The organism is Magnetospirillum sp. WYHS-4 (assembly GCA_039908345.1).
Taxonomy (GTDB): Bacteria; Pseudomonadota; Alphaproteobacteria; order Rhodospirillales; family GLO-3; genus JAMOBD01.
Genome location: JAMOBD010000014.1, coordinates 19,120 through 34,791 on the forward strand (window position 1 = coordinate 19,120; position 15,672 = coordinate 34,791).

Annotated in this window: 13 protein-coding genes and 1 pseudogene; 11 read left to right on the forward strand and 3 right to left on the reverse strand. The window is 67.6% G+C overall.

Annotated elements, in window-relative coordinates; all coding sequences use genetic code 11:
* The first annotated feature begins 10 nt into the window (after positions 1–10).
* From lysA to H7841_06320, 3 genes are all read left to right on the forward strand, one after another.
* Positions 11–1,276, forward strand: a complete 1,266-nt coding sequence (gene lysA / locus H7841_06310; protein MEO5336490.1) for a diaminopimelate decarboxylase — start codon at positions 11–13, stop codon at positions 1,274–1,276.
* On the forward strand, positions 1,277–3,640 hold the full coding sequence (locus tag H7841_06315) for a DUF4175 domain-containing protein (GenBank protein ID MEO5336491.1): 2,364 nt from the start codon (positions 1,277–1,279) through the stop codon (positions 3,638–3,640).
* Positions 3,641–3,754: 114 nt separating this feature from the next.
* The gene (locus tag H7841_06320; protein ID MEO5336492.1) at positions 3,755–4,258 is read left to right on the forward strand and encodes a hypothetical protein; all 504 of its coding nucleotides are present in this window, start codon (positions 3,755–3,757) and stop codon (positions 4,256–4,258) included.
* Between the two features lie 56 nt (positions 4,259–4,314).
* Here the strand turns inward: H7841_06320 and phaC are convergent, their stop codons facing one another.
* On the reverse strand, positions 4,315–6,129 hold the full coding sequence (phaC, locus tag H7841_06325; GenBank protein MEO5336493.1) for a class I poly(R)-hydroxyalkanoic acid synthase: 1,815 nt from the start codon (positions 6,127–6,129) through the stop codon (positions 4,315–4,317).
* 327 nt (positions 6,130–6,456) lie between these two features.
* On the opposite strand from phaC, the gene H7841_06330 reads away from it, so the two are divergent.
* From H7841_06330 to H7841_06360, 7 genes are all read left to right on the forward strand, one after another.
* Positions 6,457–7,512: an OmpA family protein gene (locus tag H7841_06330; protein MEO5336494.1), complete on the forward strand. Its 1,056-nt coding sequence runs from the start codon at positions 6,457–6,459 to the stop codon at positions 7,510–7,512.
* 108 nt (positions 7,513–7,620) lie between these two features.
* A complete protein-coding gene (locus H7841_06335; GenBank protein ID MEO5336495.1) occupies positions 7,621–8,838 on the forward strand; it encodes an LL-diaminopimelate aminotransferase in 1,218 nt (405 codons plus the stop codon).
* Complete coding sequence (locus H7841_06340) at positions 8,835–10,130, forward strand: homoserine dehydrogenase (protein ID MEO5336496.1); 1,296 nt, start codon at positions 8,835–8,837, stop codon at positions 10,128–10,130. The genes H7841_06335 and H7841_06340 overlap by 4 nt, the downstream gene beginning before the upstream one ends.
* A 1-nt stretch (position 10,131) precedes the next feature.
* Complete coding sequence (gene glpX, locus H7841_06345) at positions 10,132–11,100, forward strand: class II fructose-bisphosphatase (protein MEO5336497.1); 969 nt, start codon at positions 10,132–10,134, stop codon at positions 11,098–11,100.
* 5 nt (positions 11,101–11,105) lie between these two features.
* Entirely contained in the window at positions 11,106–12,872 is a 1,767-nt protein-coding gene (recJ, locus tag H7841_06350; GenBank protein ID MEO5336498.1) for a single-stranded-DNA-specific exonuclease RecJ, read from the forward strand.
* Positions 12,873–13,119: 247 nt separating this feature from the next.
* The gene (locus tag H7841_06355; protein ID MEO5336499.1) at positions 13,120–13,413 is read left to right on the forward strand and encodes a nucleotidyltransferase domain-containing protein; all 294 of its coding nucleotides are present in this window, start codon (positions 13,120–13,122) and stop codon (positions 13,411–13,413) included.
* A gap of 25 nt (positions 13,414–13,438) precedes the next feature.
* Entirely contained in the window at positions 13,439–13,771 is a 333-nt protein-coding gene (locus H7841_06360) for a DUF86 domain-containing protein (protein ID MEO5336500.1), read from the forward strand.
* A gap of 39 nt (positions 13,772–13,810) precedes the next feature.
* Here the strand turns inward: H7841_06360 and H7841_06365 are convergent.
* Positions 13,811–13,933, reverse strand: a pseudogene (locus tag H7841_06365) (IS4 family transposase).
* A gap of 527 nt (positions 13,934–14,460) precedes the next feature.
* Here H7841_06365 and H7841_06370 point away from each other — a divergent pair.
* Entirely contained in the window at positions 14,461–15,039 is a 579-nt protein-coding gene (locus tag H7841_06370; GenBank protein ID MEO5336501.1) for a thermonuclease family protein, read from the forward strand.
* A 99-nt stretch (positions 15,040–15,138) separates the two neighbouring features.
* On the opposite strand, the gene H7841_06375 is transcribed toward H7841_06370, so the two are convergent.
* Positions 15,139–15,639 carry a peptidoglycan-binding protein gene (locus H7841_06375; protein ID MEO5336502.1) on the reverse strand — a complete coding sequence of 167 codons (501 nt, stop codon included), beginning with the start codon at positions 15,637–15,639 and terminating at the stop codon, positions 15,139–15,141.
* Between the last annotated feature and the right edge of the window lie 33 nt (positions 15,640–15,672).

Consider the following 15,672-nt stretch of genomic DNA (forward strand, 5'->3'; position numbering starts at 1 on the left):
ACCGGGCGCCATGGACCATTTCGAATACCGTTCCGGCCGCCTGTGCGCGGAGGATGTGACCATCGACGCGATCGCGGAAGCGGTCGGCACGCCCTTCTACTGCTATTCCTCCGCCACCCTGGAACGCCACTACCGGGCCTACGCGGAAGCCTTCGCGGATATGCCGGCCACCGTCTGCTATGCGGTCAAGGCCAATCCCAACCTGGCGGTGATCCGCAGCCTGACCCGTCTGGGGGCGGGCGCCGACGTGGTGTCGGGCGGCGAGATGAAGCGGGCGCTGGCGGCCGGCGTCTTGCCGGCGCGCATCGTCTTTTCCGGCGTCGGCAAGAGCCGGGACGAACTGGCCCTCGCCCTGGACGCCGGCATCTTGCAGATCAACGTGGAATCCGAACCGGAACTGGCGGCGCTGTCGGAGATCGCCGAGGCCAAGGGCGTGAAGGCGCCGGTGGCGGTCCGGGTCAACCCGGATATCGACGCCGGCACCCACGAAAAGATCACCACCGGCCGGCGCGAGAACAAATTCGGCATCGAATGGACCCGCGCCCACGAGGTCTATTCGCGGGCCCGCGCCATGCCGGGCCTGGAGGTGGTGGGGGCGGCTGTCCATATCGGCTCGCAGTTGCTGGACCTTCAGCCCTACCGCGAGGCCTACGTCCGGCTCCGCGACCTGGTCGCCATGCTGCGGGCCGACGGCCACGCCATCCGCAACCTGGACCTGGGCGGTGGCCTGGGCGTTCCCTACCAGGGCGAGATCGCGCCCTCGCCGGCCGATTACGCCCAGGTGGTGCGCGAGGTCTTCCGGGGCGTCGAGGGCAACCTGATCCTGGAACCCGGCCGCTCGATCGTCGGCAACGCCGGTGTGCTGGTGGCGCGGGTGCTCTATATCAAGGAAGGGGCCACCCGCCGGTTCGTCATCCTGGATGCGGCCATGAACGACCTGATCCGCCCCGCCATGTACGGCGCCCGCCATGCCATCGTCCCGGTCGCGGAACCCAAGACCGGGACACGCTTCGCCGACGTGGACGTGGTGGGGCCGGTCTGCGAGTCGGGCGACACTTTCGCCAAGGAAGTCGCCCTGCCGCCGCTGAAGGCGGGCGATCTGGTGGCGCTGCGGACCGCCGGGGCCTATGGCGCGGCGATGGCTTCCATGTACAACGCCCGCGCCCTGACGCCCGAGGTGATGGTGCGGGGCGGCGACTTCGCCCTGGTGCGGGACCGGATCACGGTCGACGACATGCTGGCGCGGGAAAAGACGCCGGCCTGGCTGGAGGGCTAGATGACTCCGCCGCTCCTCCTGGGAGTGGCGCGTCTCGTCCTCCTCTGGGAGCGGCTGTGGCCCCGGCTGTGGCCGGGAGTCGGCATCGCCGCTTTGTTTCTTGCCCTGGCTTGGTTCGATGTCCTGCCGCGGTTGCCGGGATGGCTGCATGCCTTGGTCCTGGGCGTCTTCGCCATCGCTTTCGGCTTTGTTTCATGGCGGGGGCTGAGGGATTTTGGCCTTGCCTCCGAGGCCGAGGCCCGCGCCCGTTTGGAGCGGGACAGCGCCCTGGATCACCACATGCTGACGGCCCTCGACGATCGATTGGCGGCCGGGCGGGGCGATCCGGTCGCGGAGACCCTGTGGGCCACCCATCGCCGCCGCCTTCTGGAGCGCCTGCCCGCCCTGAGGCTGAAGGCCCCGGCGCCCGGCCTTGCCCGCCACGATCCGCGGGCCTTGCGTGCCGCCGTGCTGCTGCTCCTGGTGACGGGGGGCGTGGTGGCCGGCGACGAGACGTCGATGCGCTTGGGCCGGGCTCTTTCTCCCCCCTTGCTTCCACCCGGCTTGCCGCCCACGGTCGATCTTTGGATTTCCCCCCCTCCCTATACCGGACGGCCGGTTCTTCATCTGACGCCAAGCCCGCGGCAGATCTTCGAGGTGCCCGAGGGCAGCACCCTGATGGCCCAAGTGGGGGGGCTCGATGCGGCGCCATCGCTCAAGGTGGGGGGCATGGTCCTGCCTTCCGCCTCGCTGGGCCTGGGCAGCTACCGGGTCGAGGGCGTCATCGCGGGCGGCGACTCTCTGACGCTGTCGCGCGGCCTGCGCGAACTGGGCCACTGGTCGTACCGCCTGATTCCCGATGAGCCGCCCGCGGTGCGGCTTGCCGGACCGCCGAAGGCCACCGAGCGCGCCCGGTTGCGCTTGGCCTATGCGGCGTCCGACGACTACGGCGTGGTGCGCGTCAAGACGCTGATCCGGCGCGGCGGCGAAGAATTCGAAGCCATTCTGCCCATGGCCGGGCGGCGGACCGAGGTGCAGGGGGTGGGAGTATTGGACCTCACTGCCCATCCCTGGGCGGGATTGCCGGTCCAGGTGGTTCTGGTCGCTGTCGATGCGGCGGGCAAGACGGGCCGGAGCTCGCCGGCCGAGACGGTCCTGCCGGAACGCGACTTCCGCCATCCCCTGGCGCGCTTCCTGGTCGAGCAGCGCAAGCGCCTGGGCGATTCCGATCCGGAAGTCCGGCATCAGGTGGCAGAGGCCTTGGGGCGCTTGGCGCTTGAACCGGATCGCTACGCGGGCGACGTGGTGGTCCACCTGGCTCTGGGGGTCGGTCGGGCGCGACTGCTGCTCGACACGGAGGACGATGCCGTGCTCACGGTGCGTGCCCTGCTCTGGAGCACGGCCCTGCGGCTGGAGGAAGGCGGACTCGGCCAGGCCGAACAGGATTTGGCGCGCATCGCCGACCAGATTCGCCAGGCCCTGGAAAAGGGTGACGGCCTGGATGGCCTGTCCGAGCAACTGAAGAACAGCCTGGACCAATATCTGTCTGCCCTGGCCCAGGAACTGCAACGCCAGAACCTGGAAGGCCTGCCCCAGGTGCCGGGCACGCGGACGGTGGACGCCGATTTCTTGCGCCGCATGGTGGACGAGATCGCCCAGTTGGCGAGGAGCGGCAACCGCGAGGCCGCGGAGCGGCGGTTGGCCGAACTGCAAGGCATGCTGCAGGGCTTGGCGGCTCAGATGCGTACGCCGGAGGGCCGCGCCCGCCTGGCGGAGGCGGCCCGTATCCTCGGGGCAATGAAGGGTTTGGCGGAACGCCAGAAGCGGATTCTCGACCGCAGTTACGAGGCCCTGCGGGGTCGGAAGGACGAATTCGCCGCCCGTCGCGACCGGCCCCCGCCCGATTTCGAGGAACTGGCCTCCGGACAGGAAGGATTGCGGCGCGAGTTGGAAGAAATGGCGGGCAAGGCGCGCAAGCTGCTGGGCGAACTGCCAGCGTCGATGGACGAAGCCGATACCGCCATGGCCGCCGCCGTCGGAGCCCTGGCTGGCCGCGACCTGGAAAAGGCGGTCGACGCGGAAGGCAAGGCTCTGGAAGCCCTGCGCAAATCCCAGGAAGGCCTATCCGGCATGGTGGCGCGCCGCGAAGGGAACATGCCCGGCCTGACCGGGGCCCCTCCGGGCGGCTTGCAAGATCCCTTCGGCCGCCAAGCCGGGCAGGGGCCGGGGGCGGGTTCGGCGGTCGACGACGGGATGAAACTGCCGGGGGCGGCCGATCTCGCCCGCTCCCGCGCCATTCTCGACGAACTGAGGCGGCGGGCTGGCGATCCGTCCCGTCCCCTCGTCGAGCGGGATTACATCGACCGCCTGTTGCGGCGGTTCTGAGGGATAATTCACCTCGTTGTCATTGGAACCCGCTTCCTATCCATTGTAGGATTCCGTAGCAATCCGGGCGACGATCCGGAAAAGGGGGATGCTCTTGCCGCGGGAAAAGACACGATGGGCAGAATCTTGCCGCCACCCCAGGGATTGGATGCCGACGAGATCGCCACTGAAGAAGGGTTGTTGGCCGCCATCGAGCGCGCAGTCGTCAACCTGGAGGCTGCGAGGAGCGAGGGGCGGAAGATCTCCCGTGACGAAATCCGGCTGATTTCCTTTCTGGCCGCCGAGGTCCGGCGCCGGCTCGACGGCCTTACGTCCGCCCAGCACGACGAATTCCTGCACATTCGCGAGCAGGCCCAGTTCCGCGAGATGGAATCGCGGGTCAGGGATATGGCCAGTGAAATCGATGCCTTCGTTTCCGTTGCCGACACGGGGCACAGCCAGTTCCGGTTCTCGCGCATCAACGAACTGGAACTGGAAATCCGCGGCTTGGCCGTCAGCCTGGAAAGGGACCCCGAAAAATACGAACCGCTCCTGGGGCAGATCGGCTCCTTGGTCCACCGCCTGAAGGAAGTCAGAAGCCGCGGTCCCCTGTTCAGCGGCCTTAAGGATTTCGGCTAAGGCGACTGCGTCTTTGGCGGAATCGCGTCGTCGATCCGCCAGGAAGACGGGCGCGCCTAGACGATCCGCGCCTTGACGTAGGGGCCCGGAGCGTCGTCCAGGACCTTCAGCTTACCCTTGCCGGGGACGCGCGCCGGGACCGGCTTCTTGCCGGCATGCTTCTTTACCCAGGCATCCCAGTCGGGCCACCAGGAACCGTCGGTCTGCGTGGTGCCGGCGAACCAGTCGTCGGCATTTCTGCCGGGCTTCTTGTCGCTGGTCCAATAGCAGTACTTGCCGGCGGCCGGCGGGTTGATGACGCCCGCGATGTGTCCGGAGGCGGACAAGACGAAGCGCATCGGCCCCTTGAAGAACTGGGTCGCCTGGTAGGTGGACTTCCAAGGCGCGATGTGGTCGTCGCGGGTGGACAGGAAGTAGGACGGCGTCTTGACGGTGCGCAGGTCGATATCGACCCCGTCCAGCGTGATGCCGCCCGGCTCGATGAGCTTGTTTTCCAGGTACATCTTGCGCAGGTAGAAGCTGTGCATCTTCTCGGGCATGCGGGTCGAATCCGAGTTCCAGTACAGCAGATCGAAGGGGAAGGGGTCCTTGCCCAGCAGGTAGTTGTTGACCACGAACGACCAGATCAGGTCGTTGGCGCGCAGCATGTTGAACGTGGTCGCCATCTCGCTGCCTTCGAGGTAGCCGCGCTCGGCCATCTTCTCCTCGATGCCGGCGATCTGATCCTCATCGATGAAGACCGCCAATTCGCCCGCGTCGGTGAAGTCCAGCATGGTGGTGAAGAAGGTCGCCGACTTGATGCGGTCGTCGCCCTTGGCGGTCATGTAGGCGAGCGTCGATGCCAACAGGGTGCCGCCGATGCAATAGCCGATGGCGTTGACGTGATCCTCGCCGGTCGCCTTCTGGACGGCCTCGATGGCCGCCAGGGGGCCTTCCTTCATGTAGGCGGTGAAATCCTTGTCGCGCAGCGTCTCGTCCGGGTTGACCCAGGAAATGACGAACACCGTATGGCCCTGGTCGACCGCCCACTTGATGAAGGAGTTCTTCTCGCGCAGGTCCAGGATGTAGAACTTGTTGATCCAGGGGGGGACGATCAGCAACGGCGCCTGGACCACCGTCTCGGTGGTCGGGTTGTACTGGATCAGCTCCATCAGGTCGTTGCGAAAGACGATCTTGCCCGGCGTGTTGGCGACGTTGCCGCCCACCTGGAACGCATCGTAGTCGGTCATGCTGATCGCCAGGCGGCCCTTGCCGCGTTCCAGGTCGTCCAGCAGGTTCTTAAGGCCGTTGACCAGATTCTCGCCTTTGCTTTCCAAGGTGACGCGCAGCACCTCGGGATTGGTCATCACGAAGTTGCTGGGCGACATGGCGTCGATGAACTGGCGGGTGTAGAAGTCGACCTTCTGGGCGTCCTTGCCCTCCATTCCGTCCACATCGACGACCGTCGAGCGCATCCAGCGCGAGGTCAGAAGGTAGGACTGCTTGATATAGTTGAAGACCTCGTTCTCCGTCCACTCCTGGTCCTTGAAGCGGCGATCGGCCTTGTCGGGCTCGATGACCGGTGCGGACTCCTGGCCGAAAAAGCGGCTGGTCGTGGACTGCCAGAGCTTCAGGTAGTCCTGCCAGAGCGACATCTGGGCCTGCACCAGCTTGGCCGGATCGGTCATCAGGCGCGACGTCATGTCCATGAAGGCGCTGCCGATGTTCAGGGGATCGGATACGCCGAATCCGGAACCGTTGCCGCCCTGGGCAGCCTGGCGGGCCAGGAACTCGGTGACGAGGCGCTGGCTGCGGCTGGCGATTTCCGCCATGTTGCGCACGAGATCCTCGGGATCGGGAGTGGGGGCGGGCGTGCCGGTCTGCTCGGCCATGGGGCGGCGATCCTCTTTGCGAAAGACGAACGGGAACCCCGGGCCGCCGCACCGACGCGATTCGCACCGGACACCATGGCGGCGGGACACGGAAGCCCCCTTGCATCACGGGGGCAGTCTACCGTTTCGGGGCTTCCTCGGCAAAGGTTTTTTGCACTGCACAATGGCCCTTGGGCGCGGCGGGCAAAGGGGAAGGGCCGGGGCCTTGTTCCGGTTCGCCGTCCCTGCCGGGATGTCGCCTGCCGCGCTGCGATGCAAAGGCGTTGTATGATCGTCCAACTCCGGTATAGTGCCGCTGACCAAGGTGCGGAAGCAGCGGAGCGGGCGATGATGGGGGTTTACAGACTGGCTTTCCTGGCTGCCTCGGTGGCGGTTCTTGGCCTTTCGGCTTGCTCCAGCGTGCCCGACGCGATCAACCCCGTCGAGTGGTACAAGGGGGCGGTGGGCGACGAGGACAAGGGTGTCGATGCGCCCGCCCCGGCTTCCGCCCAGGCCGAGCAGATGGACAAGGCCGCCAAGGACGTCAAACAGCGGGATTTCCCGACTCTCGAGTCGGTTCCCGAACGGTCTCTCGGCAAGGCGGCCAAGCCATCGGGGAACTCCAGCGGCGGCGGACTGTCGGGTGACGGCGCCGGACGGCGCTATGCCTCCGATTCCATTGCCCGCCAGGGCGATGCCGTCTCCTCCTTGGATGCCGAGGGGGTCGCTGCGGTCGAACAGCGCACCGCAACCATCAAGGCGGCCGGAGCCGCTCCGGCGCCCACCGCCCCGGCAACCGCCGGGACGCCGGCCGCGGCCATGCCTCAGGCGACGGCCTTGCCGCCCAGTTCGCCCAAGCCGATGACCGTCATGGAAGCCTACCAGGCCGCCTTGGCCCAGACCCGCCCCAATCCGCAAGGTGCGGCGCCGGCCTATGCGGCGCCCGCTTCCGGCGACTACGGCACGGTGGTGGTCGGCGGCGGCGGCATCGAAGGGGGCACGGCCGCCATGCCCATGGCGGCCGGCCAAGCCGGGATGCCCTCGGCGGGCATGATCCGCATCGCCACCATTCAGTTCGGTGACGGTTCGACCAGCCTGGACGACACCGACCGTCAGGTCCTGCGTCAAGTCCGCGCCCTGCACAAGCAGCACGGCGGCCGCATCCACGTGATCGGCCATTCCAGCAGCCGTACCCGTTCCATGACCCCGGAACAGCACCAGCAGGTCAATCGCCGACTGTCCGACCAGCGTGCCGGCGCGGTGGCCCAGGAACTGGGGCGCCTGGGCGTGTCCTCGGGGGCCATCAGCACCGAGGCGCGCGGCGACGCCGAACCGGTCTTCTACGAAGTCATGCCGACCGGCGAGGCCGGCAACCGCCGAGCCGAAGTGTTTCTCGCCTACTGAGCCCCTCGACGGGCGGCCCTCCACCCTGTAGAAGGACTGACGGCCGCCCGGAAACGGGACCGGCAGCCGGTCCCCTGTGTCACCCAAGGATGAAGTCGGACCCTACCCATGCAACAGGATTTCTATCGCATCCGCCGCCTGCCCCCCTACGTGTTCGCCGAAGTGAACGCCATGAAGGCACGGGCCCGGGCCGCAGGGGAGGACATCATCGACTTCGGCATGGGCAACCCGGACCAGCCGACGCCGCAGCATATCTGCGAGAAGATGAAGGAGGCGGTGGACAACCCCAAGGCCCACCGCTATTCCATGTCGCGCGGCATCCCCGGCTTGCGCAAGGCATTATCCGGCTATTACGCCCGGCGCTTCGGCGTCGACATCGATCCCGAAAGCGAGACCATCGTCACCCTGGGGTCCAAGGAAGGCCTGGCCAATCTGGCCTCCGCCATTTCCAGTCCCGGCGACGTGATGCTGGTGCCCAATCCCAGCTATCCCATCCATCCCTTCGGCTTCATCATCGCCGGCGCCACGGTGCGCAACATCCCGGTGCGCGCCGATGCCGAACTGCTGAAGGCCCTGGAACGCGCCGTTCAGCACAGCGTGCCCAAGCCGGTGGCGGTGGTGCTCAACTACCCCAACAACCCGACATGCGAACTGGCGACCGTCGATTTCTACGCCCAGGTGGTCGATTTCTGCCGCTTCCACGGCATCTACATCCTGTCCGACCTCGCCTATGGCGAGATCTACTTCGATGGCAACCCGCCGCCTTCCATTTTGCAGGTTCCGGGCGCCAAGGACGTGGCGGTCGAGTTCACCTCCATGAGCAAGACCTACTCCATGCCCGGCTGGCGCATCGGCTTCGCGGCCGGCAACAAGGCCCTGATCGCGGCCCTGGGGCGCATCAAGTCGTACCTGGACTACGGCGCCTTCACGCCCATCCAGGTGGCGGCCACGGCGGCGCTGAACGGTCCGCAGGACTGCGTGGAAGGCTTCCGCCAACTGTACCGGGAACGGCGCGACGTGCTGATCCAGGGTCTGGACCAAGCCGGCTGGGACGTGCCTTCGCCGCCCGCCACCATGTTCGCCTGGGCGCCCATTCCGCCGGCCTTCCAGCACTTGGGCTCCCTGGAGTTCTCCAAGCTCCTGCTGCGCGAGGCCAAGGTGGCCGTGGCGCCCGGCATCGGCTTCGGCGAGCACGGAGACAACTTCGTTCGCTTCGGCCTGGTCGAGAACGTGCACCGCATCCGCCAGGCCAACCGCAGCATCAAGTCATTCCTGCACAATTACGAAAAGGTCCTGCAGGACGCCGAAAGGAAGAAGACGGCATGAGCAACGAACCCTTGAAGGTAGCGGTGGCCGGCCTGGGAACGGTCGGCGGCGGCACGGTCCGCCTGCTGCACGAGAACAAGGACATTCTGGCCGCCCGTTGCGGCCGGCCCGTCGAACTGCGCGCGGTGGCCGAACGGGACAAGACCCGCGATCCCGGCGTCTCGCTGGACGGCATCGCCCGCTTCGACGACGCCCGTGCCCTGGTCGACCTGGACGACGTGGACGTGGTGGTCGAACTGATCGGCGGTTCCGGCGGCATCGCCAAGGAACTGTGCGAGAAGGCCATCGCCGCCGGCAAGCACGTGGTCACCGCCAACAAGGCGCTGCTCGCCCATCACGGCAACGCCTTGGCCAAGGCTGCGGAAGCCAAGGGCGTGACGCTGGGGTTCGAGGCCGCGGTGGCGGGCGGCATCCCGATCATCAAGGCCATCCGCGAAGGCTTGGTGGCCAACCGGCTGCGCCGCGTCTACGGCATCCTGAACGGCACCTGCAACTACATCCTGACCAACATGCGGGATTCGGGGCGCGAATTCGCCGACGTGCTGAAGGAAGCCCAGACCCTGGGTTACGCGGAAGCCGATCCCAGCTTCGACGTGGATGGCATCGACACCGCCCACAAGCTGGCGATCCTGACCAGCATCGCCTTCGGTTGCGAGATCGACTTCGAGAACGTCAACATCGAAGGCATCCGCCACGTTTCGCCGCTCGACATCAAGTTCGCCGACGAACTGGGCTACCGCATCAAGCTGCTGGGCGTCACCAGCGTCACCGACGACGGCATCGAACAGCGCGTCCATCCCTGCATGGTTCCTGCCGACCGGCCGGTCGCCAAGGTGGACGGCGTGTTCAACGCCGTGGTGGCCGACGGGGACTTCGTCGATTCCACGGTCTACGTGGGACGCGGCGCGGGGGCGCGGCCGACGGCCTCGGCCGTGGTTTCCGACATCGCCGACATCGCCCGCGGGCGCCGGGTGCCGACCTTCGGCGTACCCGCCGCCCAACTGCGCAAGGCGGCACCGTCGCCCATGGACCGCCACAAGGGCGAGTTCTACCTGCGCCTGATGGTGCTGGACCGCCCCGGAGTGTTCGCCGACGTGGCCAACATCCTGGCCCGGCACGAAGTCTCCATGGGCTCGGTGCTGCAGCACGGCCGCGCGCCTGGCGAGGCGGTGCCGGTGGTGGTCACCCTGCACGAGACCGAGGAAGCCCGTGTCCGCGCCGTGCTGGGCGAACTGGAAGCCCTGGACACCGTGGTCGAAACCCCGCGCATGATCCGCATCGAGGCCTTCTGACATGACCACCGTCTATGCCGTCGAACGCAACCTGACCCTGGAAGCCGTCCGGGTGACGGAAGCGGCGGCCCTGGCGGCGGCGGCCCACATGGGCATGGGCGACGAGCGGGCGGCCGACCAGGGCGCCTTGTCCGCCATTCAGGAGACCCTCAAGTCGCTCAACATCGACGGCACGGTGCGCATCGGGCCGGGCGGCGACGACACGGCGTTGCCCCTGCATGTGGGCGAGAAGCTGGGCACCGGGCGCGGCCCGGCGGTGGATGTCGCCCTGATGCCGCTGGAAGGCACCTCGATCACGGCACGCGGCGGCTCGGACGCCCTGTCCTTGTTCGCGCTCGCCGAAGACGGCGGGTTCCTGCACGTGCCGGACATCTACATGGACAAGATCGCGGTTGGGCGCGGCTTACCGGCCGGGACCATCGATCTGGACGACGAACCGGGCGCCAACCTGCGCCGTTTGGCCGAAACCAAGAATGTGGACGTGGACGAACTGGTGGTCTGCATCCTGGACCGTCCGCGCCACGGCAAGCTGATCGGCCAGGTGCGCGAATCCGGGGCCCGCATCATGCTGATTTCGGACGGCGACGTCAGCGGCGCCGTCGCCACCCTGTTGCCGGGCAGCGGCGTCGACGTCTACATGGGCATCGGCGGCGCCCGCCAGGGGGTGCTGACGGCGGCGGCGCTGGTTTCGGGCGGCGGCTGCATGCAGGCCCGCCTGGTGGTGCGCAGCGAGGAAGACCGCCGCAAGCTGCATGCCTGCGGCATCTTCGACGCGGATCGCAAGTACGGCGCCTCGGAAATGGCCTGGGGAGAAATCACCTTCGCCGCCACCGGCGTGACGCGCGGCACCATGCTTTCGGGGGTGCGCTTCCTGCATGGGCATGCGGTGACCCATTCCCTGGTCATGCGTTCGACCACCGGCACCCTTCGCTACGTCGAGGCGCACCACAACTTCGGCCACCAGGGCTGAAGGCCGTGGACACCGTCCTCGGTGTCGAGTCTTCCCTGACCGGACGACGCTGGCTGCGGCGCGACGGCGACGAGCGCATTGCGCTCGCGCTGTCCCAGCGCCTGGACGTTCCCGAGATCGTCGGCCGCGTGCTGGCCGGGCGGGGCGTCGGCCTGGACGAGGCCGAAGTCTTCCTCAATCCCACCCTCAAGGCCCTGCTGCCCGATCCCCACCGCTTCAAGGACATGAAAGCGGCCTGCGACCGCCTGGCGGCGGCGGTGACGGGCGGGGAGCGCATCCTTCTGTTCGGCGACTACGACGTGGACGGCGCCACCTCGGCGGCGCTGCTGTCCCGCTTCCTGACGGCGGTGGGCGGGAAGGTCCGGGTCTATGTCCCCGACCGCCTGAAGGAAGGCTACGGCCCCAACGCCCCGGCATTGCTGCGTCTGAAGGATGAAGGGGCATCGCTGGCGGTGACGGTGGACTGCGGCACCGGCGCCCACGAGGCCCTGGCGGCGGCGGCGGCGGCGGGGCTGGATTGCATCGTGGTCGATCATCACGAAGCCGAGGCCAGGCTTCCCGTGGCGCTGGCGGTGGTCAACCCCAACCGCCTGGACGAAAGCGGCTATTGCGGCGAACTGGCGGCGGTGGGCGTCGCCTTCCTGGTGGCGGTGGGCCTGAACCGCCGGCTGCGCGAGGCCGGCTGGTACAAGCGGCGCGAGGAACCGAACCTGCTGCAATGGCTGGACCTGGTGGCCCTGGGCACGGTCTGCGACGTGGTGCCGCTGAAGGGGCTCAACCGGGCCTTCGTGGCCCAGGGGCTCAAGGTGATGGCGGGGCGCGGCAATCCCGGCCTGAAGGCCCTTGCCGACGTGGCGGGCGTCGCCGAGGCGCCCGGCACCTATCACGCCGGTTTCCTGCTGGGGCCGCGCATCAACGCCGGCGGGCGGGTCGGGCAGGCGGACCTGGGGGTGCGGCTGCTGACCACCGACGACGATGCCCAGGCGGCGGAAATCGCCCGTCGCCTGGACCAGCTCAACCGCGAGCGCCAGGAGATCGAGGCCGCCGTGCTGGCCGACGCCCAGGAAAGGGTCGCGGCCGAAGGGCTGGATCGGGACCCGGTGGTGGTGGTGGGCGGCGACGGCTGGCACCCCGGCGTGGTCGGCATCGTGGCCAGCCGCCTGGCCGAGTTCCACAACCGTCCGGCCTGCGTGGTGGCGCTGGACGGGGAGGGGGGGACCGGCTCCGGCCGCTCGGTCAAGGGCATCGACCTGGGGGCGGCGGTGCTGGCGGCCCGCCATGCCGGCCTGCTGAGCCGGGGCGGCGGCCATGCCATGGCGGCCGGTTTCGCCCTTGCACGCACCAACCTGGGGCCGTTCCGGGACTTCCTGGCCGACCGGTTGGGGGCCGGACTGGCCGACCGGCCGCGCATGCCCGCGCTTTACCTGGACGGCGGCCTGACGGCGGAAGCGGCCGACGAATCCCTGATCGGCCTGCTGGACCAGGCCGGTCCCTTCGGGGCGGGCAATCCGGAACCGCGCTTTGCGCTGGCGCGGGTGCGGCTGTCCTACGTGGCGCGAGCCGGGGAAAACCACCTGCGCTGCACCCTGGCCGGGGAACGGGGCGGCAAGCTGGCGGCCATCGCCTTCCGCGCCTTCGACGGCGACCTGGGGGCGGGCCTGATGGCCCACGACGGCGCGCCCCTGCACGTGGCCGGCCGGCTGCGCCTCAACCGCTGGCAGGGCCGCGTCGCGCCCCAGTTGCTGATCGACGACGCTGCCCCGGCGCGATAGTCAGGGAAGGAACCGGGCGACCTGGGCTCGGTGCGTGGGTTCCTTCACCCGATTCCCCTGGCCTGTGCGCCTTTTGCGATGGCGGGGCGGAGGGGGGCGATCTATACTTGGGCCCGCGCCCGCCCGATCCAGGGGCGCGGGCCGACGGGGTGCTAGTAACACCGCCGCCGGCCCTGACCATAACTGACCCTGTAAGGAGGTAGTCATGCCCCCTGTTGTGGAAGGGCATTCGATTTAGGAGAAGATCATGGGTCGCGAACAGGTCATGGCGACGTTGCGCGCCAATGAAGCGGAATTGCACCGCTTCGGGGTGGCTCATCTTTATCTCTTTGGCTCGGTAGCCAAGGAACAGGCGCGATCCGACAGCGACGTCGACCTTTTCTTCGATACCGACAATCCGCGTTTCAGCTTGATCGAGTTAGTCGATGTGCAAGAGCGCGTTAGCCATATATTGGGCGTAAAGTCGGACGTGATGACCCGCGCCAGCCTGCATCCCATGCTCCGCCCCGCCATTGAGGCCGAAGCCTTGCGCGTGTTCTGACATGCCGCGCAGCATACTGCTACGCTTGACCGATATAAGCGACGCCATCAAAGGCATAAACTCCGTCATCGCCGCAGCCGACTTTGCGACCTATGCCGATTCATGGGGCATGCAGCGCGCCGTTGAGCGCGGGCTGGAAATCACATCCGAAGCCAGCCGCCACATCCCTGACGACGTCAAGGCCTTGGCATCCGAAATCCCATGGCGGCAAATTGCCGCTATCGGCAATCTATTGCGCCACGAATACCAGAAGGCAGACGCTCTGACGACTTGGAACATCGTCAAGGAGCATTTGCCGAAGCTTCATGAGGCGACCGAGCGATTGATCGCCGAAATCGCACGGCAGGAAGGGGAATGAAATCTTGGCGAATCTTTGCGTTTTTCGCGCCTTGGTGTTGAAAATCTCCCCCTGCCGGCGGCTCTTGTGAAGGGCGCGGACGGTGGCGGCCAGCGTGAAGGTGTTGGTGAGGAAGACCGGCCGCCTGCCTGTTTCCGGGTCCGCAAAGCGGAAGCGGCCGACGAATCCCTGATCGGCCTGCTGGGCCAGGCCGGTCCTTTCGGGGCGGGCAATCCGGAACCTCGCTTTGCGCCGGCGCGGGTGCGGCTGTCCCACGTGGCGCGGGCCGGGGAAACCTACCCTGGCCGGGGAACGGGGCGGCAAGCTGGCGGCCATCGCTTTCCGCGCCTTCGACGGCGACCTGGGCTCGGAGCGTGGGTTCCTTCACCCGATTCCCCTGGCCTGTGCGCCTTTTGCGATGGCGGGGCGGCGGGGTTCGATCTATACTTGGGCCCGCGCCCGCCCGATCCAGGGGTGCGGGCCGACGGGGTGACGCAAACACCGCCGCCGGCCCTGACCATAACTGACCTTGTAAGGAGGTAGTCATGGCTGTCCATGACTTTAGCCTAAGCCCCGGCTTTTCCCAAGCGCCGCCCTTTGGTGGCGCCGGATTTGGCATGGGCAGGGATTAGGGCGGGAAAGCGGGGCGGGCCGGGTCCGCACCCAATGCCCCGGCTCGCCAGCCGCTTCCCGCCCTTTTCCCCGGCGTCATGTTCCGGATTTGCGCCCTTGGCGCGGCCCTGTCGTGGGCGGTTTCCGCGCGGGCCGACATTTTGCCCGGTCCCTATCCGGCCGAAGTACTGCGCGTCGTCGACGGCGACAGCTTCCGCGCCCGGGTCCAGGTCTGGCCGGGGCTGGAAGCGGTGACCGTCGTCCGCATCGCCCACATTGACGCCCCCGAACTGGCGGGCGGTTGCGCCGAAGCCGGGCAAGCGGCCCGCGCCTTCCTGGAAAGCCGCCTGTCGGCCCCGGTCTTCCTGCTGGCGGTGCGGCCCGACAAGTACGGCGGGCGGGTGGTGGCCCAGGTGCGCCTGCCAGGCGGCGAGGACCTGGCGGACCTCATGCTTTCGGCGGGCCACGCCCGTCCCTATGCCGGCGGGCGTCGCGCGGCCTGTCCGCGAAGCGCCGGGGATCGATGTTCCAGGCCTCGCCGGCTTCTGGTAGAATTCCCGCCATGCGTCTCGCGATCCTCGCCATTCCTCTTCTGCTCTGGGGCGACAAGGAGCCGGTCGATCCGAACGATATCTTTGCGATCAACACGCAGATACTGCTGGATTGCGCCCGCATGACGGCATCCCCGGAACAACGCCGCCGCATGCCCCATGCCGCGACATTCGAAATGGTTTGCATGTACGTCCTGGCATCCACCTCGGAACCGTCTGGTCATCCTATTTGCCAAGAATTATACGCCACCGTTGGCGCTCTTGCTGTTTCAAGAACTCCTGTTTCTTTCGGTACTCCTCGATAACTTCGGAACGACTCTTGTCGTGTTTCCCCATCATCGACCGGACCTGTTCCTCCGTCAGCCCCGGCGGCAGGGGTTCGGGACCGGTGGGGCGGAGGGGGATGTGGCCGGTCCCGGAATCGGCGCCGCCCTGCCAACCCTTGGTCTCGGCGGCCTGGACGGCGCCATCCTCGGCCAGGCGCTCGTTGAGTTTTCGCACCGTCTCGCCGCCCGGCAGCATGAGGCCGTCGACCGTCAGGCCGTGGCCGGCCTGAAAGTCGCGGACACCTTCGAAGAGCGGTTCGTCGGGCATGTCGGTGAGGCCGTAGCCCGGCATGCGATAGAAGCCGAGCCGGCCGAGCCCGCGCTTGACGTTGAGCACGTCCTCGGGATCGGCGGTGGAGTGGTATTCGAGGGGGCGGTTCAGATCGAAAGGGTTCCGCATGGAAGAAGGTCCTTGTTCCATCGGCAGGGGACG

What these genes read in the sequence shown, in the direction of transcription:
- lysA (MEO5336490.1), top strand. Translation starts at nt 11, where the DNA reads ATGGACCATTTCGAATACCGTTCCGGCCGCCTGTGCGCGGAGGATGTG.
- H7841_06315 (MEO5336491.1), top strand. Translation starts at nt 1,277, where the DNA reads ATGACTCCGCCGCTCCTCCTGGGAGTGGCGCGTCTCGTCCTCCTCTGG.
- H7841_06320 (MEO5336492.1), top strand. Translation starts at nt 3,755, where the DNA reads ATGGGCAGAATCTTGCCGCCACCCCAGGGATTGGATGCCGACGAGATC.
- phaC (MEO5336493.1), bottom strand. Translation starts at nt 6,129, where the DNA reads ATGGCCGAGCAGACCGGCACGCCCGCCCCCACTCCCGATCCCGAGGAT.
- H7841_06330 (MEO5336494.1), top strand. Translation starts at nt 6,457, where the DNA reads ATGATGGGGGTTTACAGACTGGCTTTCCTGGCTGCCTCGGTGGCGGTT.
- H7841_06335 (MEO5336495.1), top strand. Translation starts at nt 7,621, where the DNA reads ATGCAACAGGATTTCTATCGCATCCGCCGCCTGCCCCCCTACGTGTTC.
- H7841_06340 (MEO5336496.1), top strand. Translation starts at nt 8,835, where the DNA reads ATGAGCAACGAACCCTTGAAGGTAGCGGTGGCCGGCCTGGGAACGGTC.
- glpX (MEO5336497.1), top strand. Translation starts at nt 10,132, where the DNA reads ATGACCACCGTCTATGCCGTCGAACGCAACCTGACCCTGGAAGCCGTC.
- H7841_06355 (MEO5336499.1), top strand. Translation starts at nt 13,120, where the DNA reads ATGGGTCGCGAACAGGTCATGGCGACGTTGCGCGCCAATGAAGCGGAA.
- H7841_06370 (MEO5336501.1), top strand. Translation starts at nt 14,461, where the DNA reads ATGTTCCGGATTTGCGCCCTTGGCGCGGCCCTGTCGTGGGCGGTTTCC.
- H7841_06375 (MEO5336502.1), bottom strand. Translation starts at nt 15,639, where the DNA reads ATGCGGAACCCTTTCGATCTGAACCGCCCCCTCGAATACCACTCCACC.